Raw genomic sequence first — 18,002 nt, forward strand, 5'->3', positions numbered from 1 at the left:
GAACGGCCGGCGTGCCCCCGAGTGGGCTCCCGAGCGCCCGGTCCTCCGCGGCATTTGCTATTCTGGGCCGGGCTTGCCCTGCCTGAGGTTCTTGATCGTCGAACGACGGCCTTTCGCCTCCAGGCGGCGCCGCTTTGACGCGAGCGACGGCTTGGTCGCTCGGCGGACAGCTTTCTGTGTCGTCGCTTCCCGGATGAGGTCGACCAACCGCGCGAGTGCGTCTTCCCGATTTCTCTGCTGACTGCGGTGGGCTTGGGCGGTGATGACGATCACGCCGTCCCGGGTCAGACGGCTGCCCGCCAGCCGCATAAGACGCACGGCAACATCGTTTGGCAGCGATCGTGAACGGCGGGCATCGAAACGGAGCTGGACGGCGGACGACGTCTTGTTCACGTGCTGACCGCCGGGACCGGAGGCGCGAATGAAATTCTCGTCGATCTCGCTCTCGTCGATCGCGATCGTGGAGGTAATTCGGATCATCGTCACACGTTTGCGATGGAGTTTGTGGAACACAGGACGACGCGGCCGCAGGCTACTTCGTCCCGTTCGGCTGGGCAATCAAGTCCTGCCTTTGTGGGCGCGGGCACACCCAGCTCCAACGGAAGAAGCGGCAACCGGCATCTCTGTTGCTGAGCGTCCGAGGGCGAGAAGCACCTGCTACGTATTATCGGGCAGAAGATGTCATCCTAGGATTGGCACGGCTCTAACATCATGTGTTTTGACGGAGAGGTCGACGCAAGATCCATATTCCCGAAACAGTATTTCCTAAGTTATTTCAAATATACAGGAGAGGCGGAGCAGGAGTGTGTTATGGCTAGAGGGCAACATTCCGCAACACTTGGATGCACATGGCAGCGTCCTCGCGCTCTCGAAAGGTGGCGCGGGCTCCGATGGCGGCCCTTCGGCGGGCGGCAATGGCGGCGCGCTGACCGTCAACCCCTCGGCCGTCATCACCGCGACCGTCGACCAGCCCATCAACACCGGGATGGGGGCCGTACCCGTCGAGTCGAACGGTGGCGATGGAGTCAGCGTGACCTACGCGGGGAGCGCGTCCCAGGGAACGTTCGGCGCCATCACGGTGGGTACGGCGAGCGGCCCGGCGACCGCCAATTCGATCCTCGGCCTCGCGGCCCTGTCGGTCGGCGGCCTTGGCCCTGATGCCGACGGCTTTGCTCGTCTCACTCTTTCATCCCTCACCTCCGCGTGGAGCGCAGACAGTGGACGGCAAATGGCCAACGGGAGTTGTGGAACTGTCAGTGGCCGACCTATGCGGCCACGCTCCGCCCCGGGGGGACAGGATCTGCCACGGCGAACATGGTCGGCGACCAGGATTTTGATGCTGAAGCTCGCTCGGTGTGGGAGGGGTCACTCCGCGCTGTGCCGGTTCAGTACGGTGTGCCCTTTGCAAGGCGCTGCGCCCGGGCCGCCTCAGCCCACCAGGCAAGATCGGCGGCGAAGCGCGGAAAGGCCTGTGCCAGAGCAGCTCCGCCGTCGCCGATCGGCTGTGCGTCGACGTCGAGAGTGTGGCCGATACCGCCCACGGCGAGCGTGCTCGAAATGACGACCATCCCCATTTCCGATAGCGTACCGTGCCAGGCGAGCGCGGCGCGTGCGCCGGCGATGCGACCGGCCGAATAGCTGGCGATCGCCGCAGGCCGCCAGAACCATTCCTCGAGGAAATGGTCGGTCAGGTTCTTCAGTCCCGGCTGAACACCCCAATTGTATTCACCGGTGACGAAGACGAAGGCGTCGGCGGTGCGGATCTTGCCGGCCAGTTCCTTTAGCACGGAAGGCGCTTCGTCGGCGGCGTATTCCTTATACATCCGGTCGAGCATCGGCAGATCGAGCGCCTTGGCATCAATCAGTTCGGTGTCGGCGCCGAACTCGGTCAACGCATCAACGAGATACCGCGCGAGGCGAATTCCCTGCCGATCGGCGCGGTACGAGCCGTACAGGACGAGGATGCGGTCGGCCATGGTGCATCTCCTTGTGCGCCCAACGGTTGGGCAAGGCTGCATCCCGCCCCACTGACATGTCGTCAACCCAAAATGAATGACTGCAGTTCTGATCGACCTGGATTCTTCGGACCATGCTCGGCTTTGACAACGCTGCCCCTGCGTCTAGTTTGTCGAGGCGGATGGTGGGGCGGCTGGACGACGGGGCAGGCTGCGGAGGCCCAACAGACCGCAGCGGTTCACCCCGTCATGGCCGCTTCGTATTCCGTGCTCTTCTTCGCCGCGAAGGCGGCCGACGAGCTTATGAGAAACGAAATAAGCGAACCGTTGCGTCTGTTTCCGGGGCGGTTTCGCGGTAGAGGAAGGGCGAGAAGCAAGCTCTTCCAGCGCCGGCTGGATTTCGGCGGAATGTTCGGGAAGGCGCCACCAGCCTCGACCGCACGGCGGATCGCGTTGGTGTCGTAGGCCTTGTCGACGTGAATGACCCGGCGATCATCGACCCTCGGCTTGCCTCGCGAGACGGTCGGCAGAAGCGGTGCCAGGCTCTCGGCCCGAGCCTCGCTCAGCCAGAAGTGCGCATTGCTCACAACGATCCCCCCTTGAGAGATCGTGGAATCAGATTCGCATTAACGGACCATCTTTATGGGTCCTGAGCCTAGAAGGGACAGGTGCCCAGGTCAGTTGTCTCTGCGGCAAGAACCAAATGGTGAGACTGCCGGAAGATGAGACTAGACGAATTAGAGTTCGCGAAATTTCCTTGCTCATATCAAGGATCATGATCTATAATATTTTTCTCCCGTGCATAATTTATAAAACCTTTTACAAGGCGGGGAGGTGAAATGACGGGTGGGCCTTCTGGGAAACTTTCGCTTCTCGCCCTCACAGCGATGGTCGTCGGCTCAATGGTGGGCGCAGGCATATTCAATTTGCCTGGCCGATTTGCAACGGCAACCGGCCCGTTCGGTGCGATTATCGCCTGGACTATCGCGGGGACCGGCATGTACATGCTCGCCCGTGTTTTTCAGGCGCTGGCCGAGAAGCGGCCAGACATTGATTCCGGTGTTTTCGCGTACGCGAAGGCTGGGTTCGGCGATTATATGGGCTTTCTCTCGGCCTTCGGTTATTGGCTCGGGAGCTGTCTCGGCAACGTTTTTTATTGGGTTTTGATCGGCTCAACACTCGGTCGTTTCTTCCCCGGAATCTTCGGAGATGGAAGCAGCGCGCTTGCGATCATCGTGTCTCTTCTCGGCATCTGGTCGTTCCACTTCATGATATTGCGGGGTGTCGAGCAGGCGACGTTCATCAACGCGATTGTGACAGTCGCGAAGATCGTTCCCATCATCGTCGCGATCCTGATCATGGCGTTCGCGTTCAATTACACGCAGTTCTCCGAAAATTTCTTCGGCGGCGTCGACATGCCGGCGAAGACTTTGATTGCGCAGGTGCGCGACACCATGCTGATCACGGTTTTCGTGTTCCTGGGGATCGAAGGGGCGAGCGTCTATTCTCGCTTTGCCAAGACTCGCGCGGACATCGGCTCCGCGACGATCCTCGGCTTCGTGGCCGTCACGGGATTGATGGTTGCCGTCACGCTGCTGCCCTACGCGACCGCGCCGCGCGCAGCGATCGCAGGCGTGCAGAACCCTTCGCTCGCCGGCGCGCTCGAGCTCGTGGTCGGCCATTGGGGCGCGGTGTTCATCTCGATCGGCGTGCTGATCTCGGTGCTCGGCGCCTATCTCGCGTGGTCGCTGATCTGCGCCGAAGTGCTGTTCGCGGCCGCCAAGTCCAAGGACATGCCGCGCCTCTTCACGTCGCAGAACAAGAATCGCGTGCCGGCCGCGGCGCTCTGGCTCACCAACGTCGTCGTCTCGCTGTTCGTGATCTCGACCTATTGGTCGCGCGACGCCTTCAACTTCATGCTCGACATGACGAGCGTGACGACGCTTCTGCCTTATCTTCTCGTCGCGGGTTATGGGGTGCTCGTCGCCCGCCGCGGCATCGGCTACGAAACGACGCCGCGCGAGCGGCGCCGAGACCAGATCTTCGCGTGGATCGCGGTCATCTACACGATCTTCATGTTTATCGCGGCTGGGCTGAAGTACGTGATCCTCGTCACAGTACTCTTCGTGCCGGGGACGATTCTTTACGTGTGGGCTCGGCGTGAACAGAACGCCAAGCTCTTCACCCCGGTCGAGCTCGTCGCGTTCCTGGTGACCCTCATCGGTGGCCTCGTCGGATTTTATGGCCTCGTGACCGGGCTCATCAGCCCATAACAACACGAAAAAGTGGAGGACACCCATGGACACGACTTTCGGCGTGCATTCCGAGGTGGGTCAGCTGCGCAAGGTCCTGGTGTGCGCGCCGGGACGAGCGCACCAGCGCCTGACCCCATCGAATTGCGACGCGCTGCTCTTCGACGATGTCTTGTGGGTGGACGTCGCCAAGCGCGACCATTTCGACTTCGTGACCAAGATGCGGGATCGCGGCGTCGAGGTCGTCGAGATGCATAACCTTCTCGCCGAGACGGTGGCGATCCCCGAGGCGAAGAAGTGGATTCTGGATCAGCAGGTGGTGCCGAACCAGGTGGGCATCATGCTGGTGGACGAGATCCGCGACTATCTCGAGCGACTTTCCGACCGGGAGCTCGCCGAGGCGCTGATCGGCGGCCTGTCGACCCGCGACTTTCCGGAGACCTTGAAAGGCGAGGCGCTGCGCCTCATTCGCGATGCGCCGGGGCCGGCGGAATACCTGCTGCCGCCCCTCCCTAACACGCTCTACACGCGGGACACGACCTGCTGGATCTACAGCGGCGTGACCCTGAACCCGCTATATTGGCCCGCGCGGCACGAGGAGACGATCCTCACCACCGCGATCTACACCTTCCACCCTGATTTTGCGGGCAAGGTGCACGTCTGGTGGGGTGATCCGACGAAGGACTGGGGTCTCGCGACGCTCGAAGGGGGCGACGTCATGCCGATCGGGCGCGGCAACGTTCTCATCGGCATGAGCGAACGCACCTCGCGTCAGGCGATTGGGCAGCTCGCTGCGAAGCTGTTCGAGGCGGGCGCGGCCGAGAGGGTGATCGTCGCCGCGATGCCGAAACTGCGCGCGGCGATGCATCTCGACACCGTCTTCACCTTCGCCGACCGCGATTGCGTCCTGATCTATCCGGACATCGTGGATAAGATCGAGGCGTTCTCGCTCCGGCCGAGCGACAAGCCGGGCAAGTTCGAGGTGCATATGGAGAAGGGCTCGCTCGTCGAGACCGTCCGCGACGCGCTCGGGCTCAAGGAGATGCGCGTCGTGGAGACGGGAGGCGACGATTATATGCGCGAACGCACCCAGTGGGATTCGGGCGCGAACCTCGTCTGCGCCTCGCCGGGCGTCGTCTTCGCCTACGACCGTAACACCTACGCCAACACGCTCCTGCGGAAAGCCGGGATCGAGGTGATCACGATCGACGGGTCCGAGCTTGGGCGTGGTCGCGGCGGCGGTCACTGCATGACCTGTCCGATCAGCCGCGACCCGGTCGATTTCTAGGGGACGTCGCGCCCGGATGGCGTCGCGACAGACCTTCGCCTTGCCGGCGCTGACGGCGATGGTCGTCGGCTCGATGGTTGGCGCCGGGATCTTCTCTCTGCCTCAGACCTTCGGTCGCGTCGCGGGAGGGCTCGCGGCGTTCATCGCGTGGGCGATCGCGGGCGGGGGCATGCTGATGCTCGCGCTCGTCTTCCAAACGCTGGCGCGCAAAAAGCCGGAGCTCGATGTCGGCGTTTACGCCTACGCGCGGGCAGGCTTCGGCAACTATCCCGGCTTTCTGTCTGCGCTCGGTTATTGGACGGTCGGTTGCCTCGGCAACGTGTCCTATTGGGTGCTGATCAAATCGACGCTTGGGTCCGTGTTTCCGGTGTTCGGCGACGGCAATACGATAGCGGCGGTGGCGGTGTCGTCGATCGGCATCTGGTCATTCCACTTCATGATCCTCCGTGGGGTGAAGCAGGCGTCGACGCTCAACACCATCGTCACCATCGCGAAGATCATTCCGATCCTCGTCTTCATCGCGATCGTCGCGTTCGCGTTCGACGCGCCAACCTTCGCGGAAAATCTCGGAGGAGGGCCCGGTTTCGAGGCGGTCGGGCTCGGTGCGCAGGTGCGCGGGACGATGCTCGTTACCGTGTTCGTATTCGTCGGGATCGAAGGGGCGAGCGTCTATTCGCGCTATGCGCGTCGTCGATCCGATGTTGGCCTCGCGACGATCTTGGGCTTTTTGGGGGTTCTCGGCCTCCTCGTCCTCGTGACGATGCTGTCATACGGGGTGCTCCTGCGCCCGGACCTCGCGGCCTTGCGCAACCCGTCGATGGCGGGGGTTCTCGAGGCGGTGGTCGGCCGCTGGGGGGCCGTGTTCGTGAGCGTCGGCCTCATCATCTCGGTGCTCGGAGCCTATCTTGCCTGGTCGCTCCTGGCGGCCGAAGTGCTCTTCTCGGCCGCGAAAATGGAGAGCATGCCGGCCTTCCTCGCACGCGAGAACCGCAACGCCGTCCCTTCGGCCGCGCTGTGGCTGACGAATGGGCTCGTCCAGACGTTCCTGATCGCGACCCTCTTCGCCGAGGAGGCGTTCATCCTCGCGGTGAAACTCACGTCTTCTATGATTCTCCTCCCTTATCTCCTGACGGCGGCCTACGCGCTGAAGTTGGCGATCAAAGAGGATGGCACGCTCGTCAAGGAGCGCGGCGGCGATCTCGTCGTGGCGCTCCTTGCAACGCTTTACGCCGTCGGCCTCATATTTGCAGGCGGTCTCCAATACCTATTGCTGGCCCTGATAATCTATGCATTCGGGACTGCCTTGTTTATCATCACTCAGATAGAGCGTAAAAATCGGGTATTTACGAAAGCCGAGGGAGGTATTTTCGCAATTATTTCCTCTGGCGCCGCGCTTGCATTATGGGGATTGTTATCCGGATATATACGGATCTAAATTTTTCATTCCATGAAAAGTATATATTTACTATTTATATATAGATTTCCCTTTTACGGATACACGGGAGCATCACGCTCGCCGAGTTGAAGGCGGTCATCATCGAACGACGGGGCCCGCCGTGTCGATGAGCGTCACAAGGAAGTCCCGCCTTCATGGGTGGGAACGTAGGTCGGATCGGTTCTCCACACCTGGTTCAATCGTGCCGTTACGAAGTTCCGTCTGAGCCGGTTCGAGGCAATGGGAAAAGCGTGCCGATCGTCCGTCATGCGCACCCGGCAGGGCCACCGTTCACTGAAGCCGCGCGCCGCATGAGTCGGCGCCACAGTTGCCCCGCGGGTCGCAGGTTTGCAGCTCGACCTCTACCGGGCGCTCTGGCGCTGGCACTTCTACGCTGGCCTTTTCGGGGTACCCTTTTTGGTGTCGCTGGTGCTGGGGGGTCCTACTCCGCGGCGACCGCATCGTCCGGCCCCGATGAAGTGACCTGAAGCGAGGAAGCAATATCCTTGAACCCGATCTCTGCTCGCATACCCTGTCCGCTGAACATGCAGAGTTGATGAGCACCGATGGCCCGGCAGGGACCGTTCGCATCCATCCATTGAAGCGGGTTGAGCTCGACGCTGATGATGTTGCCGAGATCTTCCGCAATGAAGGAGGCCGTCGGCAGATCGGCGCGCGCGCCGCCAGCCGTTTCGTAGAAGTAAGGCTCGGTCATCGACCAGTTGTTGGGAAGCGTAGCAGAAACCCCACTGGCCTCGTGACGGAACGGGCAGCCCGCCGGAGTGTCCATGCAGCGGAAGGCCATCCCGTCCGCTGTCGGACCGGCTGTGCTCGTGGATGGGTCGGAGGCGGTCAAATCCACGAAATCTGATGGTGCCGGGCCATGCACGGCCGCACGCATGTCGGGTAGCGAAGGGGGCACAAAACCGCCGGGCCACATCACGACGCTGACGCCCTGCGCGCCGGAGGAAAGCGTTCCAGCATAGCCGATGCCATAGCGCGTCAGATAGAGCGTCATGGGCGCGGGGATCGGCTCGCCCACAGTGAAGGTCATGCGCAGCGCGTCACCAAAGGGCGTCGCTGTCGTGATCGTGCCTTCGCGTCCGGTCGCCTGCGGACCGGCGAGGCTCTCCTGAGCTGTCCAGCTTCCGCCGATAGGACCATCGGGCCGCGCCTGTTCGAGAGCCAACGTCAGCAGCTGCTCCGGCCCCGCCTGCACTTGATAGGGCGGCACCGAGATAATCTGCCACGGACCGTCGAGCGTCGCGGAAGCCTCGTCATCAGACTCGTCAATCGGCGGTATGACGAAATCGTTGTCCCGACCGGGGTAGATTTCCACTTCGGTGCTGAACTCCACTTCGCCCGGTCCTGTCGTAGAAACCCGATAGCGGCCCGGCTCGAACTCGCCCTCGGCGACGCTCATTTCGGAAATGGGCGACCAGGCTTCCGGGCTCATATCCGGATCAAGCGGGACTGCCGACCACCAGAGCGGGATCTGTGGGAAATTGTCCGGGATACGGAAGGTCGCACGCACCATTGGCATGGCGTCCTGGCCGGGCGCGGCTTGCGTCACCGCGGCGGCGTGCGCGGCGAGGTCGGCGGTATTGGTGAGGTCGGTGTCCTCGAAGGGAACGCCTACACCGAACCGGCGGGAGAACAATATCTCGTGCTGGTTGCCCGAAAGGTAGCGCAGTTCGTAGACGCCGGGCTCCGCCGGTGCCCGAAGGCCCATGCGTTGGGTTTGCCGATTGCTGAAGGGATGGCCCCAACTGTCTTGATAGTCGTTGGGCGCAGCGTCGGGCCGGGAGATCACGATACGCTGGCCGACTTGATTGGGGCCACGCCAGGTAAACTCGAACCGTGTATCAGGCTCGACCGATCCGATGGCGTCGAAGCCGTTGGATGGCGGCACGACCTCGATGGGCTGAGTGGCGATGATTGTGCCTTGATGCGTGAGCATGATCAGGTCGTATTCACCGGCGTCGGTCGGCGCTGTTCTCGAGAAGGGATTGTTGCCCGCTTCACCAGCGCCGCCGATCACGCCGAAGGACGGGCTGACTGACGGCATGCCTTCTCCGCGCGGGGTAAAGCCGGCGTAATAGTCGGGACGCGCGGTACCCTGATATGAAATGGAATAGGTGTGCCCGGCCTCCGCCTTTGGGCCGACGTCGAAGAACGCTTCCTCAACCGACTCAGGCTCGGGCGTCGGTTCGACGGCCGCGATCTGGTCGAGCGCGTCGGCCAGTTCCTGCCCCGTCTGAGGTGTCAGCAACAGCCCGCCCGTAACATCGGACACGCAGCTCATCGCTGCCGCTTCCTGAGACGTTAGTCCGAAGCCGACGACATGGGCTCGGATGGCGATTCCCTCTTGCGCCAGTTGCGCGGCCAGCGCGCAGGGATCGGCGTCGCAGGTTTCAAGCCCATCGGTCACGAGGATAATGTCGGCTGATTCCGCCGTGGGGGGGATCATGGATGCAGCGAGCGAGAGCGCATCCGTGATCGGCGTCATGCCGCGCGGATTGAGACTATGCAGGCTCGATGACAGCCCCGTTGGGTCGTTGATCCCCACATCGGCGATCACCTGGATATCGGAGCAGTCCCCGCGCCGGTTATGGCCATAGGCGATGACCCCTAGCGGCACCGCATTATCGCGACTGACGAAGAAATCACCGATCACGTCGCGGGCGACTTCGACCTTGGTAACACCTCTGTCGAGTTGCCCCCACATCGAGCCCGATGCATCGTAGATCAGGATCGAGGCGCTATCCGCCTGCTGGGCCGCAACAGGAAACGCGAATCCGCACAAGAAGCAGAACGCCGCCAAATACCCGATCCCGATGCGCCTCAAGCCAGCCAGCGGGCTCGTTTTCCTCGTTTGGTGCGAAATCACGAAGTCGATCCTTCCTCACGAACCGATACGTCAAAGCCAGGGGCTGGCACGCCGCGCCAGCCACTGGCTTCATCCTTGATCCTGTTGAATTGCTTCGAGACGCCGGACAATCTGGCGTCCCATTCGGGGCTGGGTTGCTGCCCCTCGATCGTCTTGAAGTAAACGTCCATCATGCACGTGATGGCGAAGGGCTCGATCAGCGCGGCCTTGACGGCCCATGCAAAGAGCAGCGCGAAGATGAAACCGCCTGCGGACCATGCACCGGGAATGAACCAAACCAGAGCTGCAGCGGGCGCCAGCATCAGAAGGAAGACCAGGAACGAAAGCCCGTAGACGATGATCGTCAACCAAGCTGCGTTCTTGAGCATGGGCTTGTAATTGTGCCCGTAGAGCACCAGCGCGGTCCGCGCCGACTGCCACGGATTGGTCGATCCGGTGCGGATGGCGTAGGCGAGGATAACCTCGTCGATGAATCCAACCGAAATGTTGAGGAAGGCGCGCAGGATGCCCGTCATCTGCTGCAAGCCGGGGATAGGCAGGAACGAGGCGATTCCCTGAATGAGCCCGGTCACTGTCCGCAACACGCCTTTGACCAGCTGATCAATGGCGAACAGCACGCTGGCTTCGCCGAAGCGCTGCTTGACCACGGCAATTGCATGGGAGACCTGCGACTTGCCAGAAGGCAGGTCGCGCCCGTCGAGTAGTTCAACCAGCACCGCGACATGGCCTGCCTTGACGATATAGAGAACATATTCGCGCAGGATGTAGAGAACGCCGGCGGTCAAGCCGAACCCGATTGCACCACCCCAGAAGATCGCTCCGGCGCGGAACGCGTCATCACCGAGCGCGCCGACCCCCCAACCGATCCCGGCACCTGTGCCGGTCGCGACGACATACGCCATTGCCATGCCGAAATAGACGACCACGCGCACGGCGATGAAGGGCATCGTGCGGCCCATGAGGCCAAGGGAGCGAGAGACCGAGAAATCCCACATCACGTTTCTTTCCGATCGTGACGAGGGCGAGCCATCATTGAACGGCTTTGATTCCATTCGATCTCTCATTCGCGCATACGTTTCACCCCCGCCGATCGGCCAAGGTGCGCATGGTGCAGATTAAGTGGACCGGTATCGCCCGTCTTGGGGAGAGGGGAGGTCAAACAGTGGGAGAGCGGAGCAGATGTCCGGGTGATCCGCTCGACGCGAGAGCGCGGACATCCTTGGGCGACATCCCATAGGCGCGGCGAAAGCGGAGATTGAACCATGACAGATCACCGAACCCTGCACTCATAGCGATGCCGGCGATACTGTTTCCGGCTTTGCCCGGATCGGAGAGCATTCGGTGGGCCAGCGCCAGACGCCGCGTGGCAACGAAATCCCCGAACGAGGTGCCCTCGCTCGCGAACAGTGAGCGCAGATAACGGGGGCTGATGCCGTGACGCTTGGCCACTCCGGCCGCCGTCAAATCAGGCGCGGTCAGATGGCGCTCGACATCCGCTTTGATGGATTTCAGCCGCGCTGCTCTTACACCGCGACCTGCTGCGACCTCGGCGGCTTCTCGTGTCGCGCCGAGCGCCATCAATGCCAAGTCTTGCACATGCGTCGCGCATTGCTCCGCCTCCACAGGCGCAAGCTTCGACATTTCCTCATGCAGACTGCGGGCGTAGTTGAAAAACAGACGCCATTGTGGAGTTAGCGATGCCGTGCCGCGGAGCATGGCATTGAGTCCCAAGGTCGCCGCAGAGAGATGGATGCGGGGGATGGACACATAAAACGCTTCGGTGGGTTCACCATGAAACCTGATGACGCCGGGGACCGTGCCGGGATCGGCGTAGACAAGGCCGGTTTTCAGTTCGATGCGTTCGCCGCCTCGCTGTTCGATGGAACAGCTTCCCGAAAGCGGCATGTGGAACATCACATTGTCGTCGGTCTCGGCGGCATGGCCGGACGTGCGAAATGCCGTTGACGCGGAGTGCCGCCCATAACCGACGATCAGGTTTCGCGTGATGCCGATTGAGGTCTCGGAGGTGAAGGAATCTTCATCGTCTGGGACGAAGTTCACCTTTGTTATGGCCGCAACGACATTCTGAAATTCTTCGACGCGGCGGGAAACATCAAAATCTTGAGAGCGGATGGATAATATCGTCATTCGCTTCCCATGAGTGGCGTTATCGCCGCCGAATGTACTTCTCGTATAAAGATCACATTAAGGCATGAAGGTCTCTTGTTGTCGAGCGTCGCGATCAGCAACCCCCGCCCCGGCTATGCCGTCCGTGGGGACCGAACCAATCCCAGGTTGGGTGCCGCGATCGGAGCATCCGGAACGGCGGCAATAGGATCAGAACCGGCGCAAACCTCTCAAGATGCGGATCGCTCAGCTAGAGTAGCTCACGAACCATGGCGATCCCCCGTAGGGTCGGGACTCATATCCATTCGCTGACGGTCGCGGCGAGGCAGACGGCGGCGGTCGTCTTTGAGGCGGCCGAACATACGCTCGATGGCGTTCCGGTCGCGGTAGAGGAAGGGCGAGAAGCAGCTCTTCCAGCGCCGGTTGGACTTCGGCGGAATGTTCGGGAAGGCGCCACGAGCATCGACGCTCGCCACTGTCCGCGGCGGCTGTGTCGGTTTCGCCCTCCTATTTGTCCGTTCCGCCACACGCGATCGTCCTATTGAGAGCTTAGCTCTGTTTAAACGAAACCGAGGCGATCCACGGTGCCGCTCGAGGTCAACCGACGCTCATTCATGTTGACGGCCGCAGCGACCGCCGTCGCGGCGGCCCTGCCGCGCCCCATCCACGCTCAGACACAAGGAGACTTCACCATGGCGACCATCGAAACACGCGACGGAACGGAAATCTTCTACAAGGACTGGGGGCCGAAGGACGCGCAGCCCGTGGTCTTCCACCACGGCTGGCCGCTTTCGGGCGACGACTGGTCATGACATGGACCACTAAGCCGCCGACGTCGCCGATCTCGCCGCAGCGCTCGACCTGCGCGACACGGTCCACATCGGTCACTCGATCGGCGGCGGCGAGGCTGCGCGCTACGTCGCCCGCGCGGAGGCGGGGCGTGTGGCGAAGGCGGCGCTGCTCACCGCCGTTCCGCCCGTGATGGTGCGCTCGGAGGCGAACCCGGACGGCATCCCGAAGGAGGTGTTCGACGGCTTCCGCGCCGCACTGACGGCGAACCGTGCGCAGTTCTACCGCGACGTGCCGTCCGGGCCGTTCTACGGCTTCAACCGCGACGGTGCCGAAGTCAGCCAGGGTCTGATCGACAACTGGTGGCGTCAGGGCATGGCCCGCGGTGCGAAGGCACACTACGATGGGATCGCGGCCTTCTCCGAGACCGACTTCACGCAGGATCTGCAGTCGATCACGGTGCCGGTTCCGATCCTTCACGGCGAGGACGACCAGATCGTCCCGATCGAGAATTCCGCGCACAAGGCGATCAAGCTCGTGCGGAACGGAGAACTGAAGACCTATCCGGGCCTGTCGCATGGCTTCTTTGCCACGCATCCCGATGTCGTGAATGCGGATCTTCTGGCGTTTGCCCGGAAGTGAGCAGTGCCCGGTTCCTCGTCCTGGCGGCGAGGACCCGAAAACGCGGGTCAGTCTTGCGGCGCGACGAAGCGGAAGACCGGCGCGGGTGCGGGGGTGTCGACACCTGGTCCGGCCGGCGGTGGCACCTGATGGTCGACCGGCTCGAGCGATTGGAGGTAGGCGGCAAGCGCCGCGGCGTCTGCGTCCGTGAGGTGGGCGTAGTTCGCGAAGGGCATGGCGGGCGCCAGCAGCCGCCCGTCCGGCCGCTCGCCCGAGCGAATCGCGGCGATGATATCAACGGTCGTCCAGCCGCCGAGCCCGGTGTCGTGCGGCGTGAGGTTGGGCGGCCAGAATGCGCCGAGCCCCGGAACCTCGAACCCGACCGTCCCGCCGGAAAGGCCGGCGCCGGGGAGGGGCACACCGTTTGCGTCCCGCGGCGCATGGCACCCGCCGCAGTCCATGATCGAGGCGAGATATCTGCCGCGCTCCACAGCCGGCGTCTGTGCGCCGGCGGGCATTGCGGCGAGGATCAGGAGCGCCGACGCCGCCAGCCGGAGGGCGATCGGCCTTGGTGTGTTGCGAGGAGCGTTGAAGCAGGCTGCGGGTTTCATTCCACGGTCCTTTCGCCGGTGAGGTCGATCGGACCTGAGCCTTCTCGAATGCCGGAGGATTTCAGAACCGGAGCTTCTGGTTTCGGCTGAAACCGTTGCGCCCACGCCAACCAGGACTGCTATCGTCGGCCGACCTCGCGAGCGAGAGCGACGAAGGCCTTCATGGCGGCGGATGCGTTGCGGCGGCCCGGGTAGTAAAGGCAGAGGTCCGTTAGCGGCGGCGTCCAGTCCTCAAGCACGCGCACGAGATCGCCCTCCGCGATGTCGGCCCGCACGTTGGCTTCCAGGAAGTAGCCGAGGCCGATACCCTCAAGCACCGCACTGCGCGCCAGCGACGCTTCGTCGAGCGTGACTGGACCCGTGACGTCCACGTCCGCCTTTTGTCCATCCTTCTCGAAATGCCATCGGTAGAGGGCACCGCTCGGCAGGCGGACGCGGATGCAGCGGTGGTGGCCGAGATCAGCCGGCGTTTGTGGCTGGGCGTGCGCTTCGAAATAGGCCGGCGATCCCACCACCGCGGCGCGCTGCGGGCGCCCGAGCGGCACGGCGATCATGTCGCTCGGCACGAGGTTGCAGGCCCGCACGCCGAGGTCGAACCCCTCGGCGACGATGTCCACCATCCGGCCCTCGGTTACGAGGTCGACCTGCACCTCCGGGTATCGGCGAATGAAGGTGAGAACGAGCGGTGAGAGGATCTCGCGCGCAGCGGTCGCGAACGTGTTGATCCGCAGCGTTCCGGATGGCGTCGCCTGCTGCGAGCGGGCCGCATCCATCGCGGTTTGAATGTCTTCGAGCGGGACGGCGATCTCGTCGACGAACGCGCGGCCCGCGCCGGTCAGCGAAACGCTGCGGGTGGTGCGGTTGAAGAGCCGCACACCGAGTTCGGCCTCCAGCTTTGCGACCACGTTGCTGAGCGCCGTGGTGGACATCCCGAGGTCACCCGCAGCGGCACGAAACGAACCCCTGCGCGCGATAGCGAGAATGGCATGAAGGTCATTGAGAGCCGGCCGATACATTATTGCGAAATCCGCAATGTCTCATCCCGATTCATCCCGCTAACCGGGACGGTTGTCGACCCCAAATCCGATGCTCAAGCAAGAGACCGAAGGGATGCGTTTCATGAACCTGCCATCGCCGATCAAGACGTACTTTGAGGCCGACGGAAAAGCCGACGGAGCCGCGCCCATGAGCGCGTTCGCCAAGGACGCTGTCGTCGAGGATGAAGGGAAGACCTACCGCGGCTTAGATGCCATCGAGACATGGTGGCGGGCCGCCAAGGCGAAGACCGAGCACACCGCGGAGCCTTTCGCCATTGAGCAAAAAGGCGACGTCACCGAGGTGCAGGCGAAGGTCGCCGGCAACTTCCCCGGCAGTCCCGCCAATCTGACGTTCGCCTTCCGTCTTGCGGATGGTGCCATCACCCAGCTCAGGATCGGCGCATGAGCCGGTTTCTGACGCTTGACGGTCGCCGCGCGCTGGTGACCTCCGGCACGCGCGGTGCGGGGGCGGCGACCGTCGCCCTCTTCCGCGAACTCGGTGCCAATGTGCTGACGTCCGCACGCAGGAGGCCGGCAGACCTGCCGGAGAAAATGTTCGTCGCCGCCGACCTCACGACACCGGAGGGCTGCGCCACGCTGGCGAAGGAAGCTCGAGCGCGGCTGGGTGGCGTCGACATCCTCGTCCACATGCTCGGCGGCTCAACTGCGCCGGCCGGCGGTTTCGCCGCGCTGGATGACGGCGCGTGGACCGCCGAGATCGACCTCAACCTCATGGCCGCCGTTAGGCTCGACAGAGCGCTGGTGCCGGCCATGGTGGACGAGGGAGAGGGCGTGGTGATCCACGTCAGCTCGATCCAGCGGCAGCTTCCTCTGCCGCAGTCCACCACCGCTTACGCAGCGGCAAAGGCGGCGCTGTCCGCCTACAGCAAGGCGCTGTCCAAGGAGGTTTCGCCGAAAGGCGTACGCGTCGTGCGCGTCGCGCCTGGCTGGATTGCGACTGAGTCCTCGCTGGAACTCGCCGAGAGGCTTGCGCAGGAGGCCGGCACCGACCTCGAAGGCGGCAAGCGCATCATCATGGACGGGCTTGGCGGCATTCCGATCGGCCGCCCTTCGGCGCCGGAAGAGGTTGCGAGCCTGATCGCCTTCCTCGCTTCGGAGAGGGCTGCGACGATCACAGGCGCCGAATACGTCATCGACGGCGGCACCGTCCCGACGGTCTGAACGATGCCGCAATCCGAGACGCAAGGCTCAGTAGGACCACATCGGGAAGGGCGGTTCGACGGACGGTCCGAACGCGCGTTCGAGCAGCCGCGTCATGTTTGGCGAGAGGGGGTCCGGCTCCTCCAGCGAAGCGATGTGCCCGGCGCGGGGGAGTGCCACGAACTCGGCGTCCATCGCGGTCGCCATCGCCTTGCCCTCGGCGATGGTGCGGGATCTGTCCTCACCGCTCGCGATCACGAGGCGCGGCATCCTGAGCGCGCCGACGGCGGCGAGACGATCCTCCCGGCCGAAGATCAGCCTGCCGAGAGGGACGATGCTGTCGGCGAGGCGCTCACGGTCCCAGCCGAGGAGCCGGGCGCCGAAGTCGGCCATGAGGCGGGGCGAGCGCTCTTCTTGTGCCGGCGAGAAGAAGAGCTGCGCGACCGCCTCTGCGACGGGAAGCGTCACGCATCCAGCGGCCTCGACCGCACGCAGCAAGGCGTCATATCGGGCGCGGGTTTGTTCGGGTTCAGGTGTCAGCGCGCTGTTGATCAGCACGACGCCGGTGACGCGGCCCGGCGCCATGAGGGCGAGCTCGGCCGCCCACATCGCGCCCACCGACAGGCCGATCACCGCGAACCGGCGGATCTTCATTTGGTCCATCAGCAGGAGATGATGCTCGGCAAGGTCGCGCATCGTCGTGCCGGCGGGCAGCGGGCCGGACCCGCCGTGGCCCCACAGATCCGGCGCGATCACGCGGTAGCGGCCGGCGAGCATCTCCATCTGCGGCCGCCACATCTCACCGTCCCAGAGGTAGCTGTGGCCGAGGAGCACGGCATCGCCCGCGCCGGCTTCCCTCACATGCATGTGCGAGCCCGCGATGGAGGCGGTGAATTTCGCCCGTTTGGAATTGCAGAACATCAAGGTCTCCCTGATTCGCCGTGTGAAGACCATCAAGATGGCGGAGGTTGGTTACACGCCCGCGCTCGATCCGGGCCGCAATGGTTACAGCCGAAACCTGCCGCGACCGGACGCCGTGCAACACACGAGTGGTTACAGAGGCAATACGCAAAACCGGAACAGAAACACTGAGAACACGCCGGGCCTCCAGCTAAGGCGGCAGCGGATCGACCCGTTGCGCTTTGCCAAGTGGGCGCCGGCATCCGCGCTGATCCCCATGGAGTTCTCCGATGAACGTGAAGACCCTCACACTCGTCGCGGTGCCCGCCCCGGTGCCGCAGCATCCGTCACACACGAACGCGCTAGGCCGCATCCGCGCCCGGCTGAGCGATCTCTGGCGCGCCGGGTTGGAACGGGCGCGCCGGCGGCGCCAGGCCCGCCGGACGGCAGCCGCGTTGGAGCACCTCAGCCCACGGGAGTTGCGCGATATCGGCCTCGTGCGCCTCAGCGACGCGAGCCGGACCCGCTACGTCAGCCATCACGATTTCGGCTAGCCGAGATGCGGCCGCAGGCCCTCAAGCATGGGCTTGCGGCCGCCGCACACGCAGACCGGGAAACAGGGTTGACTCGTGGCCGGGACGCCGGACGAGGCGGTCTCTCCGCGCCTCTTGGCTCGCAGGCCTGTGATGAAGCCTTCGTCGCCAGCCGCTGCGTGCGCCTGTCGAATGTCGGGTGGCTGACGCTGACGCGCTGCGAAAGCTCGGCATTCTTGGGCTGCCCTCAGCCTGAACTGTGCGCAGGATCATGATCTCGATCCAGTCAAAGGACGCCGAAGAATCTTCCGTTTTATGGCGCTGTTTCGGTGTTTCTATCAGACTAGAGCCACGGTTACGTGCAATTACAGAAATCAATGAGGCAACTTAGAGGGCACCTTTC

At 63.4% G+C, this 18,002-nt stretch carries 14 protein-coding genes and 4 pseudogenes; 7 read left to right on the plus strand and 11 right to left on the minus strand.

The features are described from left to right. Positions 1-57: 57 nt before the first annotated feature. The 4 genes and pseudogenes from arfB to L1787_RS11845 all read right to left on the minus strand — a co-directional run. A complete protein-coding gene (arfB, locus tag L1787_RS11830) occupies positions 58-480 on the minus strand; it encodes an alternative ribosome rescue aminoacyl-tRNA hydrolase ArfB (protein WP_235709055.1) in 423 nt (140 codons plus the stop codon). Between the two features lie 905 nt (positions 481-1,385). Then, positions 1,386-1,976 (minus strand): NADPH-dependent FMN reductase, encoded by a 591-nt coding sequence (locus tag L1787_RS11835; protein ID WP_235709056.1) that lies wholly within the window; start codon positions 1,974-1,976, stop codon positions 1,386-1,388. A 331-nt stretch (positions 1,977-2,307) separates the two neighbouring features. Then, positions 2,308-2,428 (minus strand): annotated as a pseudogene (locus L1787_RS11840) (IS5/IS1182 family transposase); the annotation flags it as partial. A 6-nt stretch (positions 2,429-2,434) separates the two neighbouring features. Further along, positions 2,435-2,542, minus strand: a pseudogene (locus L1787_RS11845) (IS5/IS1182 family transposase); the annotation flags it as partial. A gap of 252 nt (positions 2,543-2,794) precedes the next feature. Here L1787_RS11845 and L1787_RS11850 point away from each other — a divergent pair. Genes L1787_RS11850 through L1787_RS11860 form a run of 3 tightly spaced genes read left to right on the plus strand, consistent with a single transcriptional unit; the run spans position 2,795 to position 6,930 of the window. Then, positions 2,795-4,228, plus strand: a complete 1,434-nt coding sequence (locus tag L1787_RS11850) for a basic amino acid/polyamine antiporter (RefSeq protein WP_235709057.1) — start codon at positions 2,795-2,797, stop codon at positions 4,226-4,228. 25 nt (positions 4,229-4,253) lie between these two features. Beyond that, the gene (gene arcA, locus L1787_RS11855) at positions 4,254-5,495 is read left to right on the plus strand and encodes an arginine deiminase (protein ID WP_235709058.1); all 1,242 of its coding nucleotides are present in this window, start codon (positions 4,254-4,256) and stop codon (positions 5,493-5,495) included. A gap of 16 nt (positions 5,496-5,511) precedes the next feature. After that, complete coding sequence (locus tag L1787_RS11860) at positions 5,512-6,930, plus strand: basic amino acid/polyamine antiporter (protein ID WP_235709059.1); 1,419 nt, start codon at positions 5,512-5,514, stop codon at positions 6,928-6,930. A 442-nt stretch (positions 6,931-7,372) separates the two neighbouring features. Here the strand turns inward: L1787_RS11860 and L1787_RS11865 are convergent, their stop codons facing one another. The 4 genes and pseudogenes from L1787_RS11865 to L1787_RS26235 form a co-directional block, all read right to left on the minus strand. Further along, the gene (locus L1787_RS11865; RefSeq protein WP_235709060.1) at positions 7,373-9,820 is read right to left on the minus strand and encodes a vWA domain-containing protein; all 2,448 of its coding nucleotides are present in this window, start codon (positions 9,818-9,820) and stop codon (positions 7,373-7,375) included. Further along, a complete protein-coding gene (locus tag L1787_RS11870; RefSeq protein WP_235709119.1) occupies positions 9,817-10,815 on the minus strand; it encodes a hypothetical protein in 999 nt (332 codons plus the stop codon). Before L1787_RS11870 ends, L1787_RS11865 begins: the two co-directional genes overlap by 4 nt. Before the next feature lie 160 nt (positions 10,816-10,975). Next, complete coding sequence (locus tag L1787_RS11875; protein WP_235709061.1) at positions 10,976-11,968, minus strand: helix-turn-helix transcriptional regulator; 993 nt, start codon at positions 11,966-11,968, stop codon at positions 10,976-10,978. Positions 11,969-12,207: 239 nt separating this feature from the next. After that, positions 12,208-12,402 (minus strand): annotated as a pseudogene (locus tag L1787_RS26235) (hypothetical protein); the annotation flags it as partial. A 159-nt stretch (positions 12,403-12,561) separates the two neighbouring features. Between L1787_RS26235 and L1787_RS11885 the strand changes: the two are divergent. Continuing rightward, positions 12,562-13,378 (plus strand): annotated as a pseudogene (locus L1787_RS11885) (alpha/beta fold hydrolase). Between the two features lie 47 nt (positions 13,379-13,425). Here the strand turns inward: L1787_RS11885 and L1787_RS11890 are convergent. Both L1787_RS11890 and L1787_RS11895 read right to left on the minus strand, forming a co-directional pair. Then, positions 13,426-13,968 (minus strand): c-type cytochrome, encoded by a 543-nt coding sequence (locus L1787_RS11890; RefSeq protein ID WP_235709062.1) that lies wholly within the window; start codon positions 13,966-13,968, stop codon positions 13,426-13,428. Positions 13,969-14,087: 119 nt separating this feature from the next. Continuing rightward, positions 14,088-14,984, minus strand: a complete 897-nt coding sequence (locus L1787_RS11895; protein WP_235709063.1) for a LysR family transcriptional regulator — start codon at positions 14,982-14,984, stop codon at positions 14,088-14,090. Between the two features lie 70 nt (positions 14,985-15,054). On the opposite strand from L1787_RS11895, the gene L1787_RS11900 reads away from it, so the two are divergent. Together L1787_RS11900 and L1787_RS11905 are read left to right on the plus strand one after the other, a co-directional pair. Beyond that, positions 15,055-15,411, plus strand: coding sequence for a nuclear transport factor 2 family protein (locus L1787_RS11900; protein ID WP_235709064.1), 357 nt, complete (start codon positions 15,055-15,057; stop codon positions 15,409-15,411). Further along, positions 15,408-16,187 carry an SDR family oxidoreductase gene (locus L1787_RS11905; protein WP_235709065.1) on the plus strand — a complete coding sequence of 260 codons (780 nt, stop codon included), beginning with the start codon at positions 15,408-15,410 and terminating at the stop codon, positions 16,185-16,187. Before L1787_RS11900 ends, L1787_RS11905 begins: the two co-directional genes overlap by 4 nt. A gap of 27 nt (positions 16,188-16,214) precedes the next feature. Here L1787_RS11905 and L1787_RS11910 read toward each other — a convergent pair whose 3' ends face one another. Then, positions 16,215-17,087, minus strand: coding sequence for an alpha/beta fold hydrolase (locus tag L1787_RS11910; protein ID WP_235709066.1), 873 nt, complete (start codon positions 17,085-17,087; stop codon positions 16,215-16,217). A gap of 269 nt (positions 17,088-17,356) precedes the next feature. Between L1787_RS11910 and L1787_RS11915 the strand changes: the two genes are divergently transcribed. Beyond that, positions 17,357-17,620 carry a YjiS-like domain-containing protein gene (locus L1787_RS11915; RefSeq protein WP_235709067.1) on the plus strand — a complete coding sequence of 88 codons (264 nt, stop codon included), beginning with the start codon at positions 17,357-17,359 and terminating at the stop codon, positions 17,618-17,620. The last annotated feature ends 382 nt before the right edge of the window (positions 17,621-18,002 follow it).

It is taken from the genome of Acuticoccus kalidii, from assembly GCF_021556395.1.
GTDB classification, from domain to species: domain Bacteria; phylum Pseudomonadota; class Alphaproteobacteria; order Rhizobiales; family Amorphaceae; genus Acuticoccus; species Acuticoccus kalidii.